The organism is Methanoplanus sp. FWC-SCC4 (assembly GCF_032878975.1).
Taxonomy (GTDB): Archaea; Halobacteriota; Methanomicrobia; order Methanomicrobiales; family Methanomicrobiaceae; genus Methanochimaera; species Methanochimaera problematica.
The window spans coordinates 614,670-638,785 of record NZ_CP043875.1; the positions used below are offsets into that span (position 1 = coordinate 614,670).

General features: G+C 38.1%; 27 protein-coding genes. 3 read left to right on the forward strand and 24 right to left on the reverse strand.

Annotated elements, in window-relative coordinates:
- Positions 1-836: 836 nt before the first annotated feature.
- Positions 837-1,754 (reverse strand): site-specific tyrosine recombinase/integron integrase, encoded by a 918-nt coding sequence (gene xerA, locus F1737_RS03085; RefSeq protein ID WP_317137319.1) that lies wholly within the window; start codon positions 1,752-1,754, stop codon positions 837-839.
- A 1,346-nt stretch (positions 1,755-3,100) separates the two neighbouring features.
- On the opposite strand from xerA, the gene mutS reads away from it, so the two are divergent.
- Positions 3,101-5,716, forward strand: a complete 2,616-nt coding sequence (gene mutS / locus F1737_RS03090) for a DNA mismatch repair protein MutS (RefSeq protein WP_317137860.1) — start codon at positions 3,101-3,103, stop codon at positions 5,714-5,716.
- 4 nt (positions 5,717-5,720) lie between these two features.
- Positions 5,721-7,568 (forward strand): DNA mismatch repair endonuclease MutL, encoded by a 1,848-nt coding sequence (gene mutL / locus F1737_RS03095; protein WP_317137320.1) that lies wholly within the window; start codon positions 5,721-5,723, stop codon positions 7,566-7,568.
- 38 nt (positions 7,569-7,606) lie between these two features.
- On the opposite strand, the gene F1737_RS03100 is transcribed toward mutL, so the two are convergent.
- The 3 genes from F1737_RS03100 to F1737_RS03110 form a co-directional block, all read right to left on the reverse strand.
- Complete coding sequence (locus F1737_RS03100; RefSeq protein ID WP_317137321.1) at positions 7,607-8,170, reverse strand: HdeD family acid-resistance protein; 564 nt, start codon at positions 8,168-8,170, stop codon at positions 7,607-7,609.
- 165 nt (positions 8,171-8,335) lie between these two features.
- Positions 8,336-8,911, reverse strand: coding sequence for a HemK2/MTQ2 family protein methyltransferase (locus F1737_RS03105; protein WP_317137322.1), 576 nt, complete (start codon positions 8,909-8,911; stop codon positions 8,336-8,338).
- Between the two features lie 91 nt (positions 8,912-9,002).
- A complete protein-coding gene (locus F1737_RS03110) occupies positions 9,003-9,845 on the reverse strand; it encodes an META domain-containing protein (protein ID WP_317137323.1) in 843 nt (280 codons plus the stop codon).
- Between the two features lie 265 nt (positions 9,846-10,110).
- Here F1737_RS03110 and F1737_RS03115 point away from each other — a divergent pair, with 265 nt between their 5' ends.
- Positions 10,111-11,850, forward strand: coding sequence for an ATP-binding protein (locus F1737_RS03115; protein ID WP_317137324.1), 1,740 nt, complete (start codon positions 10,111-10,113; stop codon positions 11,848-11,850).
- Positions 11,851-11,902: 52 nt separating this feature from the next.
- Here the strand turns inward: F1737_RS03115 and rsmA are convergent, their stop codons facing one another.
- From rsmA to F1737_RS03215, 20 genes are all read right to left on the reverse strand, one after another.
- Positions 11,903-12,670: a 16S rRNA (adenine(1518)-N(6)/adenine(1519)-N(6))-dimethyltransferase RsmA gene (rsmA, locus tag F1737_RS03120; RefSeq protein ID WP_317137325.1), complete on the reverse strand. Its 768-nt coding sequence runs from the start codon at positions 12,668-12,670 to the stop codon at positions 11,903-11,905.
- A complete protein-coding gene (locus F1737_RS03125; RefSeq protein WP_317137326.1) occupies positions 12,667-13,227 on the reverse strand; it encodes a DUF655 domain-containing protein in 561 nt (186 codons plus the stop codon). The genes rsmA and F1737_RS03125 overlap by 4 nt, the downstream gene beginning before the upstream one ends.
- A gap of 18 nt (positions 13,228-13,245) precedes the next feature.
- Positions 13,246-13,596: an RNA polymerase Rpb4 family protein gene (locus tag F1737_RS03130; protein WP_317137327.1), complete on the reverse strand. Its 351-nt coding sequence runs from the start codon at positions 13,594-13,596 to the stop codon at positions 13,246-13,248.
- Positions 13,597-13,624: 28 nt separating this feature from the next.
- Positions 13,625-13,918 carry a 50S ribosomal protein L21e gene (locus F1737_RS03135; protein WP_317137328.1) on the reverse strand — a complete coding sequence of 98 codons (294 nt, stop codon included), beginning with the start codon at positions 13,916-13,918 and terminating at the stop codon, positions 13,625-13,627.
- A 2-nt stretch (positions 13,919-13,920) separates the two neighbouring features.
- Positions 13,921-15,174, reverse strand: a complete 1,254-nt coding sequence (locus tag F1737_RS03140) for a tRNA pseudouridine(54/55) synthase Pus10 (RefSeq protein ID WP_317137329.1) — start codon at positions 15,172-15,174, stop codon at positions 13,921-13,923.
- Complete coding sequence (gene trmY, locus F1737_RS03145; RefSeq protein ID WP_317137330.1) at positions 15,175-15,747, reverse strand: tRNA (pseudouridine(54)-N(1))-methyltransferase TrmY; 573 nt, start codon at positions 15,745-15,747, stop codon at positions 15,175-15,177. It abuts the gene before it with no gap.
- A 2-nt stretch (positions 15,748-15,749) separates the two neighbouring features.
- A complete protein-coding gene (locus F1737_RS03150; protein WP_317137331.1) occupies positions 15,750-17,069 on the reverse strand; it encodes a signal recognition particle protein Srp54 in 1,320 nt (439 codons plus the stop codon).
- A complete protein-coding gene (gene ftsY, locus F1737_RS03155; RefSeq protein ID WP_317137332.1) occupies positions 17,069-18,175 on the reverse strand; it encodes a signal recognition particle-docking protein FtsY in 1,107 nt (368 codons plus the stop codon). Before ftsY ends, F1737_RS03150 begins: the two co-directional genes overlap by 1 nt.
- A 26-nt stretch (positions 18,176-18,201) precedes the next feature.
- The gene (gene pfdA, locus F1737_RS03160) at positions 18,202-18,624 is read right to left on the reverse strand and encodes a prefoldin subunit alpha (RefSeq protein WP_317137333.1); all 423 of its coding nucleotides are present in this window, start codon (positions 18,622-18,624) and stop codon (positions 18,202-18,204) included.
- Position 18,625: 1 nt separating this feature from the next.
- Complete coding sequence (rpl18a, locus tag F1737_RS03165) at positions 18,626-18,817, reverse strand: 50S ribosomal protein L18Ae (protein ID WP_317137334.1); 192 nt, start codon at positions 18,815-18,817, stop codon at positions 18,626-18,628.
- A gap of 14 nt (positions 18,818-18,831) precedes the next feature.
- On the reverse strand, positions 18,832-19,494 hold the full coding sequence (locus F1737_RS03170) for a translation initiation factor IF-6 (RefSeq protein ID WP_317137335.1): 663 nt from the start codon (positions 19,492-19,494) through the stop codon (positions 18,832-18,834).
- 2 nt (positions 19,495-19,496) lie between these two features.
- Positions 19,497-19,760, reverse strand: coding sequence for a 50S ribosomal protein L31e (locus F1737_RS03175; protein WP_317137336.1), 264 nt, complete (start codon positions 19,758-19,760; stop codon positions 19,497-19,499).
- A gap of 5 nt (positions 19,761-19,765) precedes the next feature.
- Positions 19,766-19,918, reverse strand: coding sequence for a 50S ribosomal protein L39e (locus tag F1737_RS03180; RefSeq protein WP_317137337.1), 153 nt, complete (start codon positions 19,916-19,918; stop codon positions 19,766-19,768).
- A 1-nt stretch (position 19,919) separates the two neighbouring features.
- Positions 19,920-20,525 carry a DUF7411 family protein gene (locus tag F1737_RS03185; protein WP_317137338.1) on the reverse strand — a complete coding sequence of 202 codons (606 nt, stop codon included), beginning with the start codon at positions 20,523-20,525 and terminating at the stop codon, positions 19,920-19,922.
- Complete coding sequence (locus F1737_RS03190; protein WP_317137339.1) at positions 20,525-20,863, reverse strand: DNA-binding protein; 339 nt, start codon at positions 20,861-20,863, stop codon at positions 20,525-20,527. Before F1737_RS03190 ends, F1737_RS03185 begins: the two co-directional genes overlap by 1 nt.
- A gap of 12 nt (positions 20,864-20,875) precedes the next feature.
- Positions 20,876-21,325 carry a 30S ribosomal protein S19e gene (locus tag F1737_RS03195; protein ID WP_317137340.1) on the reverse strand — a complete coding sequence of 150 codons (450 nt, stop codon included), beginning with the start codon at positions 21,323-21,325 and terminating at the stop codon, positions 20,876-20,878.
- A gap of 168 nt (positions 21,326-21,493) precedes the next feature.
- Positions 21,494-21,742: a YhbY family RNA-binding protein gene (locus F1737_RS03200; protein ID WP_317137341.1), complete on the reverse strand. Its 249-nt coding sequence runs from the start codon at positions 21,740-21,742 to the stop codon at positions 21,494-21,496.
- Positions 21,739-22,059, reverse strand: a complete 321-nt coding sequence (locus tag F1737_RS03205; protein ID WP_317137342.1) for a ribonuclease P protein component 4 — start codon at positions 22,057-22,059, stop codon at positions 21,739-21,741. Before F1737_RS03205 ends, F1737_RS03200 begins: the two co-directional genes overlap by 4 nt.
- A gap of 91 nt (positions 22,060-22,150) precedes the next feature.
- The gene (gene purN / locus F1737_RS03210) at positions 22,151-22,759 is read right to left on the reverse strand and encodes a phosphoribosylglycinamide formyltransferase (protein WP_317137343.1); all 609 of its coding nucleotides are present in this window, start codon (positions 22,757-22,759) and stop codon (positions 22,151-22,153) included.
- Between the two features lie 37 nt (positions 22,760-22,796).
- On the reverse strand, positions 22,797-24,056 hold the full coding sequence (locus F1737_RS03215) for a hemolysin family protein (RefSeq protein WP_317137344.1): 1,260 nt from the start codon (positions 24,054-24,056) through the stop codon (positions 22,797-22,799).
- Between the last annotated feature and the right edge of the window lie 60 nt (positions 24,057-24,116).

A 24,116-nucleotide genomic window follows, 5' to 3' on the forward strand; every position in this document is an offset into this window, starting at 1 on the left:
AAAATATTCTAATCCCCTATTTATCTAAATTTCCGAAATTAGCATTGAATAATTATTTTTTAAGTAAGTAATTCTCCCTGTTAAAAACATAAATCTGGATTTCTGATGTTAAAATTAAATTTCATCTGGAAATTCGTTATAATCCAATACGGATTTGTATTTTAAAAAGAAGCAGATTTAAAATATTAATGAGTACATTTCTTTGACCTGGGTCTAAAATAATTCATGAATGTACCAGGGATAACTGTGGGCATAATCTGTAATTTTTGTTCATAGATTTAAATTTAAGATTTTCTCTCAAAAAATCCTGTGGAGATAATTAATGATTATATGATAATATATACAAAAAAATTGTAGGAACTTGCGTTTTTGGATGAAATTTTGACAGATTATTGAAATTTTGAAAATGAATAAATTTTTTTTGTTTTAAACAGATTTTTATTATGAAGAATTAATATGTCAATTTTGAAAATTTGATTTTAATTAAGAAAAACACTATTTGGGATAATTTCCATAAAAAATTAAATTGAAATCTCTTTTTTAGGAATTATAATATTATTTTCCTTTGAATGAAGCTACTAATTTACGCTGATAAAAAAAGAGATATGATATGCCTGCGCTGTTCTTTTTGTTTAGATGGTGATGTTATGGACTATTTTTGAAAAAAACATCTATTATGGGTCTTAATTAAGAGCCTGTATTTTGATGATTGGGATAAAATGGATACGCGGTAGGATTAGAATGAATGACGCCATAGATTGCTGATATGGCACTTTTAAAAATAATTAATATTTATCTGATAATTTTTGAACCTGCTCAAAAATATGGATTTTAAATTAATTTTTGTTATTATCTGACAGGGGGAAATATTGCTGGTAAACCTGTTTTCTTTCATCAAGGTCGGTATGAAGATAAATTTCGGTAGTCTGTATTGAACTATGGCCCAGATTTTCCTGAACGACGCGGAGATTTTTTGACCTTTTGTATAGTTCACTGGCATAACTGTGTCTTATTTTATGGGGTGTTATTCCATCAGGTGCATATTTTTTGAACAAATGCTGAACTGTTCTTGGAGATATATGCTTTCCCAGCTGCCCTTTGAAAAGAGGTCCTTCTATTTCCCCGGCTGTAAATTCATCGATCTCTTTTAATGTTTCATCATCTATGAAAACAGTTCTGATTTTGCCTCCTTTTCCTTTAACTCTTATCGTACGATCTTCATAGTCAATATCTCCCAGATTTATTGAGCAGAGTTCTGAAACACGGACTCCTGTTGAATATATTGTCCGAAAAATCAGTCTGTCTCTTTTGTCCTGAATTGAATTCAGGAGTTTTATAACCTGGTTGTGTTTTAGGTATTTTAGCTCTTTTTCCTTTATCTTGGGCCTGTCTATTGCAAGCATGGGGTTGACTTCAATTATTTCCTGTGTGTAGCAGTAACGGTAAAAAGAGCTTAATGATGAGATAATCCTTTGCAGGGTGGCTGGTTTGTATTTTCTTGTGGATGAGAGAAATAGAAGAAAATCATTTATCATTATGGGGGTAGTTTCAATTTCTGTGTCCATTCTTGCCTGTGAAAGATCACACCAGTACATTGAAATTTTTTCTTCTTCGACATTTCTTTTGATCCAGACATAATAAGCAAATTTCTGAATTACATTTTCATAACTCTGGATTGTTCTTTGAGAATAATTTCTCATATTGAGGTAGTGACTAAAGCGTTTTTGCCATTCAGAAAAATAAGCTCCATGCATACTTATTTTATTGATATCTCTATTTAAATAACTTTTGCGTAGAATATACATTCTGCGCAAAAAGTTTCATGGGCTGGTCTGAATGTAAAAAATTCGGGATTGATATGGTTTGCAAAAAATTTGGAAAATTTCTATTGATGCAGATTATGCTTTTCGGATTTTTTTTGATTTGCTAATTGTGATAATGGGAGAGTCTGCCGGTGTCGGGCATCCCAAATTTCTTTTCACTTTTTTTGGATTCATGTTTTTACAATTTTTCTGAAGAACCGGATGCAGTTACTTTTCTACTAAAGCAGATTTTTTTAATTTAATTTTGGTGGGTATCATAAATATTCAAATAAGAAACATATGTTATACTGCCTGGTTGCTTTAATCTATTAAATGAAAAAAATATGGGTGCATTATTCTTATTTGGTAAATGTAATTTATTTTAGAAATCATGTTGGGGAGATAACCTGATTTAAAAACTTTAGTAAATATCTGCAATATATGCAATAATTTATCATCAAAACCCGCTGCTTTAATCATTTGTAAAATTATTGATATTCAATAATTATTATTCCTCTTAATTAAGTCAATGAGCAGAATCAAAGCAATTTATTATGTAGGATTTGGAAATACTTATTGGGCGTATTCTTCACTCTTAAAACAAATTTTTTGAAAAACTAGTATTTTTATAAGAATAATTGTAATATTTGAAAATATAATCTGCCCGGGTGAATTCCTAAGGAAGTTGTGTATATCATTAACAATCTCTAAAAAATTGCTCATTTTAAAAAATATCATAACTGTATTAATCCTATAAAGGCAGTCTATTTTACAGTATTTCAAAAGTTACGAAAATCCTTGGAAGACAATGGCAAATTGTGAATTTACTGTCAGAATATTTTAATGTGTTCTATTGGGCTGTAATAAAATATCCTGCTGTTATGTTTAATTTTATACTCAACAAAATTGTCTTTGGATTGGTTGCTTTAAAAATCATAGAGAATTTATCAGATTGTTTCTTTCTTTTATTTAATTTGGTTTTTGGAATTTTAGAAGAATCTTGTGCTGAATAATTGTTGTTTAATGAAGCCGGATTTTTATTAATTATCGAAATTTTCTTTTTTTAATTGTCAATATTTAAATTTATAATTCATATAAACTGTATGATGCTATATGGATCGGTGGTTGCGTGGCAGTCCAATTTCATGAACCTGATTATCCAAAAAGATCTGCATTAAAAAAGCCTGATAGCATTATTTGGTTTATTGAGAATTTTCAATATGTGCACTCTTAAAAAACCATATTGCTTAGGGTAACAAATAGTTAATACAGAAATGAATAAAGGACCCACGCCCGCAATGCGGCAGTTTTACGAGATGAAAGAGCGTTATCCGGGAACTGTTCTCTTTTTCCAGATGGGTGATTTTTATGAAACATTTGGAGAAGACGCAGAGGTTGTTTCACGTGAACTCGACATAACCCTTACTTCAAGAGGAAGAGATTCAAAAGGCGAAAAAATGCCTCTTGCAGGTGTGCCCATTCATGCCGGAGATTTGTATATCTCAAGACTTGTCAAAAAGGGTTACAGGGTTGCGGTATGTGACCAGGTTGAAGATCCAAAGAAAGCAAAAGGTGTGGTTAAGAGGGATGTTGTTCGTGTAATCACACCCGGAACTGTAATAGATTCTGAAATGCTGGGGACAAACGGTCCTTCATATCTTATGTCGGTTATATACGACAAAAAAAGAAAAGAATATGGAATTTCATTTCTGGATATATCCACCGGAGAATTTTTCATATCTTTAGCTGATGCGGGATGTGGTTTTGTTGATCTGAATTCAGAAATTGCGAAGAATAATCCTTCCGAATGCATTGTTCCTTCCAACAGTCCGTATGAATTGATTGAAAATATCAAAAACAAAAATGTCCTTGTAACGACTTTCAGGGACAGTGCATATGATTTAGACTATGCATCATCAAGTCTTAAAAATCATTTTGGTGTAAATTCACTTGAAGGATATGGATGCATCGGAATGGATAATTCAGTCCGCGCTGCCGGTGCCTGTCTGTCTTATGCCTGTGAAACGCAGATGACAGGTCTTGATCATATCAGGACTCTATCGACAAAACTCCCCTCAAAAAATATGGTTCTTGATGCAATCACACTAAGGAACCTTGAAGTTTTGGAAAACATAAGAAGCCGTGGAAGTGACACTTCATTGTACGGGGTCTTAAACGGAACAAAGACACCCATGGGGAACAGAATATTAAGATCATTTATTTCAGGTCCTCTTATTGAAAAGGAAGATATTGACAAAAGACTTGATGCAGTAGAATTTTTTGTAAACCAGCCTCTGCTTCGCTCCAATCTGAGGTCATATCTTGAAAAATATTCTGATATTGAAAGAATTGCCGGAAGAATATCATATGGAAATGCAGGCCCCCGTGATCTTGTAACACTGAAAAACTCACTTGAGAAAATTCCCCTCATAAAATCTATTTTTTCGGCAGATGATACGCTAAATATTCCTGAGAATCTCTCAGACGTGCTGATGGGAATTGACGGAATGAAGAGTTTTGCAGCCCTTATTGAAAGTGCCATTGTTGACGATCCTCCGGTTCTCGCAAAAAACGGAGGAGTAATTCGTGAGGGTTATGATGAAGGGCTTGATGAACTCCGTTACATTGCAACATCCGGGAAGGACTGGATTGCGGACTTTCAGCAAAGAGAAAGGGAAAGAACCGGAATAAAATCACTGAAAGTCGGATATAACAAAGTTTTTGGATATTTCATAGAAGTCACAAAATCAAATTTAAACCTTGTTCCTCCTGAATATCAGCGAAAACAGACAATGTCAAACGGTGAACGATATACTCTTCTAATACTTCAGGAAAAAGAGTCCTTAATTGCAAATGCCGAAGAGAAACTTTTAGCTATTGAATATGACTTATTTAAAGATCTCATTTTTAAACTGAAAGAACAGGTGGAAATACTTCAAAAGACTGCAAGAAACATCGGTCTTCTTGATGTATATGCAAATATGGGTGACATTGCCCACAGTCAGAATTATGTACGGCCCGTTATCGAAAATTCAAAGAGACTTCTGGTCAGCAATGGCAGGCATCCCGTTGTTGAAAGAAGTCTCTTAGACAGTTTTGTGCCTAATGATGCAGATATTGATGCTTCCGGGAATCAGATTTTGATAATAACCGGTGCAAATATGGCGGGAAAGTCCACCTACATGCGAGAGATTGCACTTATTTGTATTATGTCGCAGATGGGAAGTTTTGTTCCTGCTGATAGTGCGGTTGTAGGGATTGTCGATCGTATATTCACCCGTGTCGGAGCTTTCGATGACCTTGCAAGTGGTCAGAGTACTTTTATGGTTGAGATGATTGAGCTTGCAAATATTCTCAACAATGTCACAGACAAAAGCCTCGTAATATTGGATGAGATTGGAAGGGGAACAAGTACTCTTGACGGTTACTCCATTGCAAAATCTGTACTGGAATTTCTTCACGGTAAAGGTGCAACTGGTCCAAGAACTCTGTTTGCAACACATTTCCATGAAATGGTTGACATTGAAACTGAACTGAAGAGAGCAAGGAACTACCATTTTGCGGTAAAAGATACCGGTAATGATGTTGTATTTTTAAGAAAACTCATTCCGGGAGCAACCGATAAAAGTTATGGTATACACGTTGCAAGACTTGCAGGAATCCCTAAAAAAGTAATTGAAAGGTCTGAGTTAATCCTGAAGGAAGAACAGGATAAACAATATAATGATGGAAACGGTAAAAAACAACCCCGTTATACCCAGATGCTTTTGATAGATTCACCAAAACCGGTTGATCCACCTAAAAGGGATGATCCTGTAATTAAAAAGATAGAAGGAATTGATATTGATTCCATGTCTCCCCGTGAGGCTCTTACATTTCTTTACGGTTTAAAAAATGATTTAGAGGGGGATTAAGTAATTGAAAGAAATTAAACAGGCTAAAACAATTCATGTACTTGATGAGGCCACAATAAACAAGATAGCAGCAGGAGAAGTAATTGAAAGGCCTGCGTCTGTTGTAAAAGAGCTTGTCGAGAATTCAATAGATGCCGGTGCAAAGTCAGTAAAGGTGGACATCGGCTCAGATTCAAAAGGAATTTTCAGAATACGTGTTGTTGATGACGGAACAGGAATGGACAGGGATTCAGCAGTTTTGTCATTTACCCGTCATGCAACAAGTAAACTAAGTGACATTTCTGATCTCTTAAAGCTTCATACAATGGGATTTCGTGGAGAAGCTCTTGCAAGCATTGCAGGTGTTTCAAAAGTAACAATGATCACAAAAATGCAGACTATTGACGTTTCTCCCGGTACAAAAATTGTCATCGAAGGAGGGGATGTTCTTGATGTAAGTGACATCGGCGCACCGGACGGGACAAGTATCCTTATAGAAAATCTGTTTTTCAATACCCCTGCAAGAAAGAAATTTTTAAAGTCCCGTCAGACGGAATTTTCACATGTCCACAAGGCTGTTCAGAATCTTGCCCTTGCAAATCCCGGAATATCCTTTCAGCTTAATCATAACGGGAAGGAAAAACTTGCGACAATAAGAACATCCAACCTTAAAGAGACTGTTGCATATATCTATGGAGGTGAAATTGCAGACCAGCTTCTTGAAGTAAAAGGTATGACACCTTATATGAAGGTTGAAGGTCTTTGTGCTGTTCCTTCCAAAAATCTTCCAAACAGCCGTGATATAATAATATCAATTAATAACCGATCGGTAAACTCAGTTTCTCTTTCAAGGGCAATTAAGAGAGGTTATGGAACACTTCTTCCAAAAGACAGGTATCCTGTGGCATTTTTGAATATCATTCTTGATAAAAAAATTGTTGATGTAAATGTTCACCCCACAAAGCGGGAAGTCAGGCTTTCAAGAGAAAAAGAGATTGAAGGTGAAATCTCCGCACTTGTAAAAAAAACTCTTGAATCAGGGGATCTTTTATCTTCAAAAAATCCGGTTGCAGCTGAGAGTTTTTCATACCAGAAGAGTCTTTCATTTTCAGACGATAAGCCCCTGTTTAGTGTTGAATCAAAAACAAAGGAATATAAGGTTAATAATGAAGTTTTAAATCTTGATTTTCAGAAAGATGAGAAATCATATCACCCGCGTTTTTCTGCCACCGATACTCAGTTAAGGCTTACTGAAAATTTTGATGAAGAAAATTTTGGTGAATATAAGATTCCCCCTATGAAGCCTCTGGGCCAGGTCGATGCATCCTACATTCTTGCCAGAAGGCAGACTTGTGATGGAGAGGAACTTGTAATAGTTGATCAACATGCTGCCCATGAGAGAATCCTTTATGATCAGGTACTTAAAATCCGCGAGACCGGCAAAAATTCTCAGGAACTTCTTGTACCGGTTGTGCTTACATTAAGAACTGATGAGGCTGCCGTCTTGGTTTCCAATATAGACTCAATAATTGAAGAAGGCTTTTTTATTGAAGAGTTTGGAAAAAATACTTTTGCTGTGAGAGCAGTTCCTCTTATTTTGGGAAAGAGAGTAGGTACTGAAATAATAAAGGATATTGTTGCAGATTTAATGGAAGATAACAGAAAGTCGATTGAATATAAGAAAGAGAAGATATCCTCAACCATTGCCTGCCGTGCGGCGATAAAAGCTGGTGCTGTTTTGACATATGAACAGATGGAAAGGCTTTTGGATCAGCTTTCCAGAACAGAAACACCTTATACATGTCCTCACGGACGGCCTACTATGATTAATTTTTCAAAATCAAAACTGGATTCACTTTTTAAGAGAACCTGAAAAATAAATATTTTTTATCCGGAGAATACCGGAAAATTTCAGGCTTCGAGTTTTCCCTGAACAAAGAAACCTGTGATTATGCTTACAATACCCATTGCTATTATGAAGGCTCCAATTACCTGAACAATTAGAATAGTTCCAAGGAGTGGGAATATTACCATAAGTATTCCAAGTATGATAGCAATAATTCCTGCAAGTACTAAGAGTATCCTGTATATTCCGGACTCTGTTTCTGCCGTAAGTCCTAACCAGAGATCACCAAAACCAGTAATAAATGCCCACATTGCGATTAATACTGCAAATGTAAGCCAGATAATTCCTATGTTCATTACAGAAAGTATTCCAATTAAAACACCTGCAATTCCAAGAATTACCAAAAGTATCTTTGATTTTGTATTATCTTTGTTAGCAATACCTTTGACTATGGTTGAAATGCTGTACAGTATAATTAAAGCGCCAATGAAATATGCAAAAACATCTACAACAATAGGTGCCCAAATAAGTGCAATTCCACCAAATATGATGGAAATAAGGCCCTGGAGAAGGAAAACCCACCAGTTAATAGGTGTAAAATCCCCTTCCATTACAATAACTTCGTCCATTTTAGATTACCTCTATTCTTTATAAAGTTATTAATTATATTTAAGAATTCTGAGTCCTGTTTTGAAAAAAAGGGGGATTCTTGAATTTTTGTTAATCATATTAACCTAATTTCAAACATTTCTAAAAAACCGGATGTTCTGTTTTGATATACAGAATTCATTTTATTATAATCTGCAAAGGTCATTTATTATTCTGATTACGTAGAGTTTTTCATCCTCAACCTTTTTTTCGGCTACTATGAATGATAAGAATCCGAGTCTTGAGAATATCATGGCAACTTCATCGGGCCCTGTTAATGATGATATTAAAAGAAGGCAGCGTCCTGTTTTTGACATTATGCCGTTAAGCTGTTTTGCGAATTCTTCTATTGTTTCTCTCCCGTTTATACCGCCATCAAGAGCATATTCTAGCCAGTCATCAATTTTCTCTTCAGGTTTTGTAGGAAGGTATGGTGGATTGAATAAAATCAGATCAAATGCTGTTTTATTTTCCTTAAATGACGTCATCAGATTTGATCTGATGATCTCAACACCCCTTTTTTTTGCAGACTTGCAGGCATGAGGGTTTATATCAACTGCGATTGTATTTTTAGAAATCTTTGTCATTTCAGATGCAATCAGCCCGCTGCCCGTTCCAACTTCCAGTATCCTGTCGGTTAATTTTACTTCCCTTAGAGCGGTTTTTAAAAGAAGGTATGTATCTTCTTCAGGCTGATAGACCTGGTCACTGAATTCCTGCATATTCACTGTTATTCCTTTGTCACTTTTTGTTTAGATTTTTTTCTGATGGTAATAAAATGAAAAAAAATTTTTTTGTTTGAAATTCTGAATACTAATAGTAAACAGCCCAAAATATCAGTTCGTTTCCGTCTTTGTCTTTAATTGTGAGTTTATCTCCTTCAATCATATATTCCATTGAATTTTGAAGTATCTCAAGGAATAATGTTTCCTGTTCCATTGTATCCTCACAGTACATTTTCGTTGAAATGAGCGGTCCGATAGTCAGGACCTCATCTTTTTCTTCCCAGTTGCCATTGTAGTTATTGCACCCTGCATAGCCTGAAAGACTTCCATCGGAACCAAAGACAGCTGTAAGAGGACTTTCTGAAACAACAGTCATATTTTCCCCTTTGGACGTATAACTTCTGAGATGCCATGTACCTGCAATTTTTGGAGGGCTATATCTGTGGAAAATGAGTTTTTCTTTTGCTGTATCGTTTTTAATTGTAAGGGTGTCTCCATCTGCCATAATTGTAGCTGAGTTCTGGAGCATCTGAAGGAATAAGGTTTCCTGATCCATTATATCCTCGCAGTACATCATTGTTGATCCCAGAGGACCTATGGAAATTGAACTGCCGCTGATTTGATAATTCCCAAAGTAATTGTTGCAACCTGCAGAACCGGATATATTTCCCTGAGTATCAAATCTGGTTGTAATTTCTGTTCCTGTTTTCAATAATGTATCTTTTTCGTTAACCTCAAAATTTGATAATATCCATAACCCCTGTATCCGATAAACCATATCTTCTACAGGTTTTTGGGTTGCTGTTTCGGTTGTAATCTGAGTATCTATGGGTGTAGGCGTAGGTGTTGCCGGTGTCTTTGAATCCGTACATCCTGAAAAAATAGTTGCCGCTAAAATAATCAAAATAATAAGAATTTTTGAATATTTCATGGAGTGTCCATTATACGTATATTTTATAAAAACATTTCTGGTGAAATTTGGCCCTGGCAATAATTGAGTTATGAATATATTATCATTTGATTTATTGGCCATGATATCTTAGAAACCTGGAATAATCAAATTGAATAATCCGTCTATTTAACCATTTTTAGAAAAATTCCCAAAATTCCAAGAATTGAATTTTATTTTCACACATTTTATCTGAATAAATATTCTTAAAAGCTTTTGAATCCTAATTAACGAGATAGGAAAAATAATGCAGCTTAAAATAGGTAAAGCCGGAGGGCGTGACTTTTCTGTAGATGCACAGGAACTTGTAACCGGCAGGACTTGCATTATTGCCCAGTCCGGTTCTGGAAAAAGCTGGAGCATTGCAGTTCTTTGCGAAAAGATGTGCCGAAATAATATCGGTTTTTGCCTTATAGATACAGAAGGGGAATATTACTCACTCAAGGAAAAATTTGAAAATATATGGTGGGTGGGGGCAGAAGGTGGCGATTCCGAGTGTGAAGACATCGCCATGGATTATGACATTGAAAAGGTCAATATCAGACATCTGATGGAAAGGGCAGTTGCAGAAAGCAGACCTGTAATATATGATGTTTCTGAAGTTGACATGGTTCCGAGGGTTACAAAACTTGCCCATGCAATATATGATGTTGCAACAGATCAAAGGAAACCCTATCTTTTGATAGTGGAAGAGGCTGACAAATTTATACCTCAGTCAAGGGACTCAATAAAAAAGATAGAAGAAATTTCACGAAGGGGGAGAAAAAGAGGTCTTGGGTTAATGGTTGCAACCCAGAGGCCTGCAATTGTTACGAAGAATGTTTTATCACAGTGCAACAGCCAGATAATCGGAAAACTCTCTATTGAAAATGATCTAAAGGCAGTAGGACTTTTTTTTAGTTCTAAACAGGAAGTAGAGGAACTCACAACACTAAACCCGGGGGATTTTTTCGTCATGGGTAGTCTTGTTCACGAAAAAACCAAGATGAGATTTGGAAATCGTGAAACTAAACACAGGGGTGTGACACCGCTTCTTGAAGAAAGAGAAATGATTGCTGATCCTGACATATCTGGAGAGGAAGATAATAAAGAAGCAGAATCTGAAGTTTTACCTGATAAAGAAAATCCATTTAAAAGTGAAAATTCAGGTGAGAAAGCTGCTGTATCTGAAAAATCCAAACCAAAATCTAAAACTCCTGTAAAGAAAGCTACAAAAAAGAAAAAAATGTCACTGCCGGTTGATGACAGAAAAAAATCTGAAGAAGGTGTTATTCCTCTTATTGAAAGAGAAGAAGCACTTGAAATTGCGTCGGGTAAATTACGCAAAAAAAGATTTGGATTTGGAACGGAAGAGAGACTGCTTTCAGGAGATCTTATCTATAAACCGCTTGTGTGTGTTTCAGTGAGGTATATAGGGGGACTGTTTAGGAAAACAACCCGTGATGCTAAATTTCTTGTTGACGGAATAAACGGGCACGGGGTTGAAATAAACGGAGGTCTTTGTTTTAAACCACTATTTTCAGAATATCTGAATCTTGATGAACCTTCACTCATGATTCTTAAAAATATGTCTTTTAAAGGATGTACGTCTGCACAGATTGAAGCTGAAATAAAACTTGAAAAGTCAGATGTTGAAAAGTCACTAAAACTCCTTGAAGAAAGAAAACTTATAACCGAATCGGAGACTGTTGGAGAATCTGATGAACCTGTATATGTGCCTTTGACAGTTCATCCCTTCCCTTCAATCAAAAATAAATATCCTTCTTTTTCTTTTAGAAAAGGACCCTTTAAGGAAAAATATGAGAAAAAAATCATAGATGAAAGTGATATAAGAATGATACTGAAGGTTTCAGAGTCAACATCTGAAATTGTTGATTTCAGCACAGTTTATTATCCGGTTTATAAAATTGTTATGGCATCGGGACCTGAGGAAAGGACGATATATATCGATGCCGTTGAGGGAAAAGAAGTTGCTTTTGTCTTTTAAATAAAAAAAATCAGATATGGTAACGGGAATTAACAATATATTATACAAATATTTAAGCACAGTTTGAGATATCAGAAAATTCTTTTAATGTTAGTTCCTGAGGCCTTTTTTTAAGTATTTCATCCGGAAGGCAGGACAATAAATTTTTAATTCTTTCTTCTCCGAGAATCGATGATGAGTTTTTAAGTCCTTTTTTGACTGTCTTTCTTCTGTTGGAAAAAAGCACACGGATTATATCGGCATATAATTTGTGATCTTTTATGGGGTATGTAAGTTCTTTTTTTGGAGTGATTTTTACAACCCATGAATCAACTTCAGGCGGGGGGGAAAAAGACTCAGGTCCTAATTCCAAAAGTGGCATTACTTTTGCGTATGTCTGAACCATAATTGAGAGACGACCACAGTCGGATGTTCCCGGAAGAGCTATCATCCGTTGTGCAAATTCCTTTTGGTACATTAAAACTGCTTCTTCAAAGCCTGTTTTAATAAGCCTGAAAGTAATTTTAGATGATGCTGAATATGGAAGATTGGCAACAACCTTTTCAAATGGCGGTATATTGCATTTAATTGCGTCACCATTTATTATTGTAAGATTGCCTGAAGAGATCTCCTTTTCAAAAACAGATTCAAGATAGGGGATAAGTGTGCTGTCAAGTTCAACAGCAATCACTTTTGCCCCTCTTTTTAAAAGAGCACGAGTAAGCACTCCTCTCCCAGGGCCGATTTCCAGCACCCTTTTATTATTTACGTCCGTAAAACCGGCAATTTTCTCAACTGCATTACTGTCAGCAAGAAAATGCTGATCGTGAGGAGCTCTCATTTTGATGTAAATAAATGATATTTTACATTGGGATCCTCAATTTCCTCAAGAATCCTTTTTACGATCATCTGTTCAGGGTGCGGAATAGCCTTTATGCGTTCGCTGATATCCGAGAAGGTTTCAAATGCTTTTTTGTTCCGCTCTTCAAGAATTTCCCATAGCAGCTTCTTGCCGATTCCGGGAAGAAGGTGAAGCATGTGCTGTTTTGATGTAATGGGAACTGCCTTGTTGAAGAAATCAACATATTTTTTTTCATTTTCCATCACAATGCTTTCAATAACGTATGGTAATTCAAGCTTTGCTGTTTGCGTCAGATCATTGTAACCTATGCGACGTTTTACTCTCTCGATTTTGTCGCGTTCTTTGTCTCCTATGTAAACTCTGTCATTTGCCTGAAGATCCGAAACCTTGGGAATCAGTTCAAGAAGCTTGAATTGATCAGTACCGACGGCCTGGACCAAAGGTTCTTTTTTAAACTGGGGGCGACGTGAGTCGCCATGACCCATTGGAAGTACATCTACAATTAATGCATAGAACTCTTTTTTGTCAGTTTTCATAAGGAAACCCCCCCGGATTTAAAAGTGAGCGATTACAAGATCAAGGATCTCATCGAGTTCCTCACCTGAGAGTGTGAAACGCTCTTTTGCATAGATTGCACGAAGTTCATCCCTTGTTTTGGGCATGACATTTGCAATTCTAAATGCGATATCAGGTTTCATTTTATCAAGAGCAATTAATTTTTCAACGAGTGCTCTTGATTTCTCTGCGCTTGTTTTGGAGAGGTGATTGGCATGCTCGATGCTCCTGCGAAGTTCGTATGACATCTCTTTTCCTGCCTCAAGGCGCTTGGCTTCGACATTTAGAAGTGCTTCACGCATTTCCGGCAGGGTTATCCTCTCTTCATTAATAATTCCTTTTACTTTCATGCCAATCACTTAATTTATAGAAAAATGATTATTGTTTCTGTGGTTTTAGATGTTGCGGTCTTGAGATGACAACTTTCTTTGAGTTTCCATCGCTAATCTCAAGAACCCATGCGCGTCCCTGTTTGCCAAGGATTATGCCTGTTTTTCCGTGGAATCTACGGTGTGGCATACCAAGCTGTACACTTGGATCTACTACAATGTGTACCTTCTGTCCTTCGTCAAACTGCTGAATAACAGATGTTACTGGTGCGAGACCACGTCTTCTGAGTGCTTTTTTGTACTTATAGCGAGTCTTTTTTCTCTGACCATTATGATGTGCCATTTTTATCTCTCCACTTCATTCTGATTTTCGGGGACAACCCCTTCAACCATTATTACATCAAGACTGGTAACATGAGCTGAACATCCAAGTTTTTCAGTCAGACTTGGTTTTGTTCTGCCCTCATCACCTGATATGAGTTCTTTGATGTAAAGTCCGGCATCTCCAAGAACATAAATCCTGAATTTACCATCCTCAACACCTTCGCACTCTATATCAATGCATTGGCGTTTTCTGACTTTATCTGCCCTGCGGTGGGACACCCTTTCGGGGGTGCGCTGGTTTATTGTCGTCCCTTTCAGGTCGGCAAGGGCAGATTTAACGTCATTTATTGAAATATCGCCTTCTACTTCTACCAGAATGCTGTACTTCTTATGAGCTTTTCCGGATTTAAGGGTTTCCACCTCATGTCTGTCACTTACATGATCCAAAGTAATTGAAACCCTGTTCTCAGCGCTTTTGTTTACAAGCGCTTCAAGTTCTTTTAATGATACGCTTCTGATCTTTGGTTCTACTATTTCAAGGGCAAAGGGCCTTCCGGTACCGAGCATCCTTGCATCAATATCTTCCCTGCCGGCACCATGAAGGACCGCATCTTTGGCATCACAAACTTCGAGAATCGGATTGCCGATAAGCTCCTCAACTGAATCCTGATACATCTTGCCTGTGAAGTTACATCTTTCACAGCCTTTGCCTCGGCATTCCCTGCAGTGCCACCTTGTCTGTGGGATACCCCGTTCATATTTACAGTATCTTCCATAGATATAAAGTGGGTTTATCTGGACATCTACTTCTTCAGATCCAATGTCACAGACTATGACAATATCGGGACGTTTGAAGTTTACCTCGCTGCCTGTTAGGGCTGTTACAGCTTTTCCGGTTACCCTGTTAAATTCAGCCTTAATAGGTTCGGGAGACTGCAAAGAGAGATCAGTCCATACCATCTCCTCGCTTTCAGTGACAAGCGGAGGAACCTTGCATCCTACAAGAATTGTCTCATGCTCGATGTCTTTTAGGGCATCTTTTATTTTTTCAGCCCATAAATCGGTTTTGTCAAAAAGATTACCGCATATCCAGCATGTTTCTTCTTCTTTAATGTAAGGTGTATTGTTAAGAAGGGCCAGTGCAATCCTCAGGGCTTTTCCCCTTTCTTCATTACCAAGGCCATGTGAACTTTTGCCGTACATTCTGCCAAGACAATGATCACAGATTGGGCCGTATTCAAGTATCTCCTGAACCTGTTTCAGTATATCAGTCATTTAAGTTTCTCTCCTGTCCATTTCGTTGAGTATCACTGTGATTGTATGATCAGCGTGCAGGATTTTCGGACCTGCCGATACTTTCGGGAGATTTTTTATCATTTCTTCTTCTTCCTCTGTGAAGTTATGATGATCAGAGAGGATGAAAGATTCCGGTACTGGATCAATAGCCCTGATGTCTTTTCCGTTTTCATCAAGGAGCGCGAAATCATATTCTTCCAAAAGGCGTTTTAAGTTTCCTTTTCTGACATAGATTCCTTTTGTAGATTCCCTGAAGCTTTCTCCGCATGGTAGATTAAGGGCTTTTTTTATAAGTGAACCGGCACTTCTTTCATCAGGACTTAAGTAACGAACTTCATTTCCTTTGATAAGAATTGTTTTCGGAGGTTCAGGTTCCCCAAGCAGGACCAGGAAGCATTCAACATCATGCCTTAAATCATGTGATAGAAAAAAACATGAGTTGACACATCTGCAAAGTACATCCATCCTTCCGGCACCGCCGGGCATGTCATTGAGGGAAAAATCGCCTGTTGTGCAGGCTTTATGCCCCACAACCAAAAAACGTTTTGTCAACTTTACATCCCGCCAAATTTCTTCATCATCCGTTGCATGTTGAATTTGCCACCCATACCGCGGAATCCTTTGAGAGTACGCTGCATTGTTTTATAATATTTCAGGAGTTCCCTGACTTCTTCGGGAGTTGCACCGGCACCCAGTGATATACGCTGGACACGTGAACCGCTGATCATTGACGGATTGTCCAACTCTTCGGAAGTCATCGAATCCATTATAATTTTATAGCGTTCCATCTTTTTTCCGGTTACATCATAGGCATCCTGTGGGATTTCGACGCCGCCTAATGGAAGCATAGACATAACCTGCTTTAAGGGACCCATCTTTTTGAGGGATTCAAGTTGTTTATACATATCACGAAGGGTGAATTTTCCTTTCATCATAGCATTAACATCGATCTCCTGATCGCCTATTGCTTCTTCAGCACGTTCGATTAGCGAATGAAGATCTCCCATACCCAAAAGACGGGAAATAAAGCTGTCTGGATCAAAGCGTTCGAGATCTTCTATTGTCTCTCCACTTCCAATGAAAACAATTCCCGAACCTGTTTCTGCAACTGCCGAAAGGGCACCGCCTCCTTTTGCGGTACCGTCCATCTTTGTTATTATGACGCCGTCAATGTTGATTGCTTCATGAAAACGTGCTGCCTGTTCACGGGCCTGCTGACCCAGTGCGGCATCAATGACAAGCCATCTGTGTGTGGCTTTTGTAAGTTCATTGAGTGCAATGATTTCGTCAATTAACTCATTTTCAAGAGCATGGCGCCCTTGTGTATCTATTAGAAGGACCTCGGAATTTTTTAGTTCCGGAATACCGTTTTGTACGATTTTTACAGCGTCAGTTTCACCAGGTTCGCCATAACAGGGAACATTGATTTTATTGCAGAGTGTCTTTAGCTGATCATATGCTCCCGGACGGAAAACGTCTGCACAGATAACCCCCACCCTGAGACCTTTCCTTTGAAAAAATCTTGCAAGTTTTCCGGTAGTGGTTGTCTTACCACTGCCCTGAAGACCTGCCATTAAAATTGTTTGCGGACCGAGGGTTACTGTGACATCCTTCCCCATCAGGTTTACCAGTTCCTGATAGACAATGCGGAGAACATGTTCTCTGACACTCATTCCTTTTGGTGGTTCTTCTTCAAGTGCACGGCTCTTGATGGCCTTTGAAAGTCCCATAACAAGTTTGACGTTCACATCAGACTGAAGAAGAACACGCTGTAAATCCTTTACAAGCTCATCTACGGCTGCCTTGTCTATGACAGTTTTACCTGCCAGTTTTTTCATTGCATCTTTAAGACCGGTACCGAGGCGATCAAGCATTAGTTTTCAGCTCCCAGAAGTTCATTAACTAATCTTTCGGGTTCAAAAGGTATTACATCATCGTATCCCTGACCTACACCAAGAAACATAATTGGTTTTTTTATGGTGTGGGTAATTGAGATTGCAGCGCCGCCTTTTGTATCCATATCTGCTTTTGTGAGTACAACTGTGTCTGTTCCGACAGTGTTGTTGAATTCCTCTGCTCTGATAACAGCATCATTTCCTGCAACTGCCTCATCTACATATGTGACAATGTCAGGCTGCATGACTCTCTTGATTTTATCAAGCTGATTCATCAGGTTTGCCCTGTTATGGAAACGGCCTGCTGTATCTGCAAGCACAACATCGATATTATGGGCTTTCGCATAACTTACAGCGTCGAACAAAACAGCTGAAGGATCTGCTCCTTCCTGATGGCTGATTACTTTTACACCAATGCGTTCTGCATGGGTTCTCATCTGTTCATTTGCGCCTGCACGGAAGGTATCACCTGAACCAATTACGACAGAGTAGCCATTACTTTTCAGGAAATGCGCCACTTTTGCAATTGTGGTTGTTTTCCCGGCACCATTTACTCCTGTGAAAAGTACTTTTACAGGTTTTTCATGTGTGTCAATGTAATTTGTAAGTGAAAATCCTTCTCCAAGAACATCAAGAAGAGCATTTTTTAAAGCCTCAATAACAAAGTCCTCTGATGAGGTCCTGATCTTTCTTTTTTTGCCGATCAGGTCTTCTCTCATATGGTTAATGATAGAATCGACGGCATCAAAGGCAACATCATTTTCCAGAAGAATAATTTCCAGTTCATCAAGAGGTTCACTGATATCTTTTTCTGAAAGAAGAATTTCATGCTCTTTGATAAGCACTTTAATCTTTTCACTGAACTTCGGTTTTTTTGGAGATTCAGTTTCTGGTAATACTTTAAAAGAAGTCTCAGATGGTTCTTTTGGTTCCTGTTGTGCAGGTACGGTTTCAGTTTCTATTTGAGAAGTTACAGGGGTGCTTTCCTGCACCATCTCTGTACTTTCCTTTTCGATTACATCATCAATGTGTGAACCGAATTTTTTAGAAACATTTTTTAGTTTTTCTTTGAGCGACTTGAACATAACTGATCAGGGCCCCTGTGAATAATTCAGGCCTGCATCTGCTTGTATGCAGACTCAATTTTTTTTGCAATTTCTTTTGCCTGTTTCTGGAGCTGTGAAATTGATTCTGTTATTTTCTTCTCAAGTGCTTCCATTTCTTTAACACGGTCTTTGAGATATGAAGAGGTCTCATCGTAATTGCGTTCAACAATTACGTCTGAACCGATGTTTAACAGAGTTTTATCTGCTTCAACGATCTTAACCTTCAGTGATGCTCCTCCTCCGATTTGGAGAAGAACTGTGTTATCGGGGTTTTCCTTGATTGTATTGATTGTGTCAACTGCCGTCAGGGATTCTATTCTGCGCTGTTCCAGCATTTGTAACTGTGCGGAATAGGCTTCAATTTCCTGACTAAACTCGTTTAAGTACTGCTGAAGCATCTGCACTTCACGAGGGTCAACGTTTTCCACGTTACTCACCATCGATCAATGTAATGCCGTTAATTTTGATATAATTTCTCTTTAATCTGTGTTTACTTCCGATGATTGCAAATGTTCTTTCGGAAGCCTGTGCTTCATTAGGTGCAGCAATAACTTTTCTAAATGGCTGATAATCATAGCCATTTTTGAATTCACCGCTCACCTCATATTTCTGGTCTGCCATAATAAATACACTCCTCAAACAAAGCCAAATACGTCTTCTATTCTTCCAAGCTCATAACCACTTGTTGAAGATCCTGCAATGAATGACTTGCTGTTTGCAAGAAGTCCTGTTCCAACAAGACTGCTTCCCATGTTAACAGTACCTGTACCGATGGGAAGTTCTCCTGCAATCTCTTCAAGCTCTTTCAATTCTTGTGCAGTAATTCCAGGGCTTACAAGTATTCCTGTGTTTGTGGCAACGGCAGCCATTCCTACTGTGGGAATACCTCCAATTGTCATCATTAATACAGGAACGTCAAGAAAATCAGAGATCTTTTCTACAACTCTTTCCGGCGTGCCGGGGTGAACTACTGCAAGTTCATCGTTTGCAAGAATTATGTTTCCGGCAGCATTCATTGTTCTGCTCAGAAACATAACATTGCCGTAGCTTTTTAGGATCTCTGATTCTTCAGCAGTTGCAAGACCGCTTGTAATCATTCCATTACTGTTTCCAACAAGTAATGAGCCTATGATCGAACTTCCCTGTATTGTGGTTTTTACTACCTCAACACCAAGTCTCTTCTCTAAAACACTAACATATTCTTCCGGTGCATTCAAAGGAACGAATGCATGATCTTCAAATACGCGTGTGTATACACCGATATTCTCATCACCGGTGAAGTCGATCGTTTCTGTCATATTTACTCTTCGGCAAGTTCAGCCTGAACCTGGCCGTCCTCAAATTTCATTGCACGGACACGTACTTTACGGGGCGGCTTTTCGCTTCCACGTTCCCAGATCTTTTCATTGATGCTGGAGTCCAGTTTTATGTCTTCACTTTTCATGTGCTTTGCGAGGAAAGCACGAATTTCCTTGATCGCTTTTGGGCTGCGCTTCCAGCGTGGAGCCTTCTTTACATCGCGAAGAGGGATGATGTATATTTGCTCTTTTAAAATGTCTGCCATTTTTATCACACCTTCAGTTTACTGCGTCTCCAGTTGCGTCTCATAGGGTGAGTTACAACATTCCGCTTTGTTTTAATCATTACCCAGGCAGGCACACGGCGATTCTGCTCGCATGCTTTAGCCAATCTTATTTTTCTTGCTTTTGTAACTTTACTCATATTATTTCACCACTTTAAATGTGGCAGGTCTGCCAACAACGAGTGACTGCTGATGGTGGCTGGGAAATATTTTGTGAGGATCAAGACCCTTTGCATTGAATGCTGCACGGATTTCATTTTCATAGTCCCCGTTTTTGATCTCACCTGTTTCACCGTATTTAACAATGAAGTGTTTTTCGACCAGGCGGTTGACTTCTCTTCTCCCAAATCCTAGCAGAGGCCGCACGAGAGCGCTGTTTTCTTTTGCTTCAAGTCTCTGGACTTCAGCATAATCCAGCATGGGTACACGATCATTCAGGCGTGTTCCATCTCCTATAACATCATACTCTTTTGAAAGAGTATTGATGGCGTTCCTATGCACAAGGTTGATGGCATCGTTTGGATATCCGCTCTCAACCATCATCTCCATCACAACATCAATCAGTTCCCCGCTGAATACTCTTTTTATCAATGGAAGCTGCAAGACTTCTGCCGCGGTTTCTACACCTGATATGTCATGATTTTTATCAAAGACAAAGGTGTTTAATTCCACTTCATAGTCTCTTGAAAGCATTAATGCTGCAAGAGAACTGTCTTTTCCTCCGCTGAAAAGTATTCCGGCTTTCATTACCTGCGTGTGATGTTATAATCTTTCTTTTCCGGTACAAGCTGTCTTAGCAGATGTTTTAATTGTTCATCTGAAATGCGGTTGTTTAGCCTGCCGCTTTGTGCAAGCATCACAAGCTGCTGTTCGACAGCCTTGGCAAACTCAGGTTTTGTCATTTTGATGGTGTTTAAACGCTCACGGGCTTCCGGTTCCAGTATTTGCATGAGGACCAGGTGAAGCTGTGCTTCTGCCTGTTTCTGACGCTGCATCTCTTCTTCCATCGAACCCTGATTCATCTGCTGACGCTGGAGTTCTTCCATACGTTTTTTACGAATATTGGCAAGCTCTTCATCACCCATCTTTGAATCACCTTAGTATTTTGCCAGACCTGGAATTGTTTCTACAACACTCTCTTTTGCTTTATGCGCAACACCATCGATGAACGCTCTTCCTGCCGGAGAAACTACACGTCCGTCTTTGGTGTTCTCAACGAAACCTGCTGCTTCAAGCTGCTGAAGAGCCTTACGGGTTACTGAACCTGATCCTCTTCTGAACTGGTATGGTTTTGAACCGCGGTCCTGTTTACCACCATAGAATGATCTAAGTCTCTGGACACCTACTGGTCCGTCAACATACACACGGCGCAGAATTGATGCTGCACGTTTGAACCACCATTTTTCATCTTTTGGTGGCATCTGTTTGTGGACACCGGTTTTGGCAAAGTTAGCCCACTCTGGAGTCTCGATCGCATCGAGCTTTTCAAGCTCACCAGCCACTTTCTCGATTAAGACATCTGGTGGGATATCATATACTGTTGTCATTTTATAACCACTCTTTAATTTGTGCTCAACCATTATCATTCAAATGATTCAGGTTGTCATGCTAATGGCAAAGCCACTTTCATGGCTCATTAGCAGTCTCTATATATTGTAAAGATATGTTTTTATATCTTTTGAGAGCTGTCTTGAGACTGCATAAAAAAAGTCATTTTATTTTCTTTCTTTATTTCTTCTAAGAACCATGGTTCTTCCACGTACCTGCACTAATTCAGCATTGCTCAATGCTGCAATTTGTTCAGGATCAATGTCTGTACTTCTGAGCCATTTCACTTTAATGATGCTGCTGTCTTTAATCTGGCGGCGAATTTCTTCAATGGTGCTATCGGTACATCCTTTTTTACCGATCCAAAGTGTAGCCTTCAATAGATTTATTTTTCTGTTCAGATCTTTATCGGTCATTTTTCTTTCTTCTCCAAAATAGGATATCTACGCATATAACCACATTTACTACAGGTCATAATCACTTTCTTCCTGTGTATCCTGACTTTCAGATTGTCACCGGGTACTAGAAATCTGTAACAATTCCGGCAATATTGCCTGTTATAAGGTTTGGGTATTCTTATGCGGTGTTTCATTGAGATAACACGTGCATGTTTTACGCAGTTGTCACTGAGTGAAGGATTGTCTTTATAAAATATCTTTGCCATATAAAAGAGGCGTGCAATTCTTTCACGTGCAATTTCTCTCTGTTGCGTTTTGTCTTTTTTTCTGGCCATAAGACTTTTAAATCCCTCTGGTGAATTCTTATCCTGAGTCCTGATATATTGTATTTAAAAATTTATAATAGAAATGGAAGTTTTAATTTTTTTATTCTGGAAGTATTCTGACAATTCTGCCTTCGATTTTAATTTTATCATTGCAAAATAATTCAACTGCCTTTGGAAGTGCAATATGTTCTTCTTTTAGTATTCTTTCAGATAATTTTTCCTCATCATCCGTATCAAAAACCGGAACAACATGCTGAAGTATGATCGGGCCTGTGTCCATACCTTCATCTACAAAATGAACAGTGCACCCTGCGACTTTAACTCCATACTCTATTGCCTGTTTTTGAGCTTTGAGCCCTGTAAATGAAGGAAGGAGGGCTGGATGTATATTAATCATTTTGCCCGAAAAGGTTTTTGCCGTTTCATCATCCAAAAGGCGCATATAACCCGCGAGAATAAAGAGATCTGCTTTGGCTTCAAGCATTGCTTTGTTTAAGGCCCTGTTGTAATCTTCCCGTGATTTGAATAAGGAGAAATCAATGACAATAACCGGTATATTATTGGATTTTGCTCTGGTTATTGCATAGGCATCCGGTTTATCAGTGATAAGGCATACAAGCTTTCCATTGATTTTGCCGCAATTTATGCCGTCAATAATTCCCTGAAAATTTGATCCTCTTCCTGAGGCAAGCACAGCAATATTTTTCATGATAAATTGTTTGTATTTAAAAAATGAATATTTATTGTTATTCACTCTGTTTTTCTTTATTCAGCGAAAGTTTGATAGTGACAATTTTTCTGCCTCTCATTTTCATAACTGTCATCTGAATGTCGTTTTCAAGATTGATTACCTCTCCTCTCTTTGGGATGTGGCCCAGGTGATCAATAAGAAGACCGCCGATTGATTCATATGATTCATCTGTCGGAAGGTTTACGGGGATTTCATCGTTTATACGATCAACCCATGTTCCTGCATCTATTAAATAAACGCCTTCATCAACAATCTGAATTTGTGGTTCCTCTACATCGAATTCATCAAGTATATCTCCAACTAATTCCTCCAGTATGTCCTCCATTGTGATGACACCTGCAAATGTTCCATATTCATCAACTACAATTGCAAGGTGTGTTTTTCTTATCTGAAGTTCATTCAGGAGTTCATCAATTTTCTTGCTTTCTGGAACAAATGCTGGTTCATATACAAGCTGGCGTATTCCAACTTCTGTTTTTTTATGAAATATCGCAGAGAATACATCTTTTACATTTAAGACACCTATGATGTTGTCTATCTGCTGGTGATAGACCGGAATCCTTGTAAAACCGGTTTCATTAAAGAGATCAATTGCTTTATCCAGGGATGAATCTTCATTTATCATCACAACATCCCCTCGCGGAGTCATAGCTTCTCTTGCAATTGTATCAGTAAACCGGAATACCCGGTAAAGCATTTCATGCTCTTCCTCTTCAATTGTACCGCTTTCTTCACCAACATCTATCCACTGCTTAATCTCTTCCTCAGTAACAAGAGGATTTCCAAAATTTCCTTCTATTTTGAATAGTTTTTTGAAACCATCATATATCCAGAGAATTGGTGTCAGGATGTAAGATATAATAAGCACGGCTTTCGCAACGAAAAGGGCAACATTTTCCGGATTTCTTGCAGCATAGGTTTTAGGACCTATTTCTCCGAAAATAAGCATCATAATGGTTACAAAACCTGTAGCTATTCCTACTCCGATATTTCCGTAGACATCAATAGCAATTGCAGTTGCAATTGAGGCGGCTGCAATATTTACAACATTGTTGCCAATTAAAATTGTTATTAAAAGGTGATCGGTATTCTCTTTTAATTTTTCCAGTGCCAGTGCTCCTCTTTTATTCTGTTCAAGAAGAGTTCTGACCTTTGCATGATTTATAGAAATCAAGGCAACTTCAGATCCGGAAAAAAAACCGGAAAGCAACAGGCAAATTACAAAAAGTATTATTCCTAAGCTTTCCTCAATCATTGTTTCCACGCCACATTTGCGGCAATTATATTTCCTCTATTCATATACGAATTATCATTT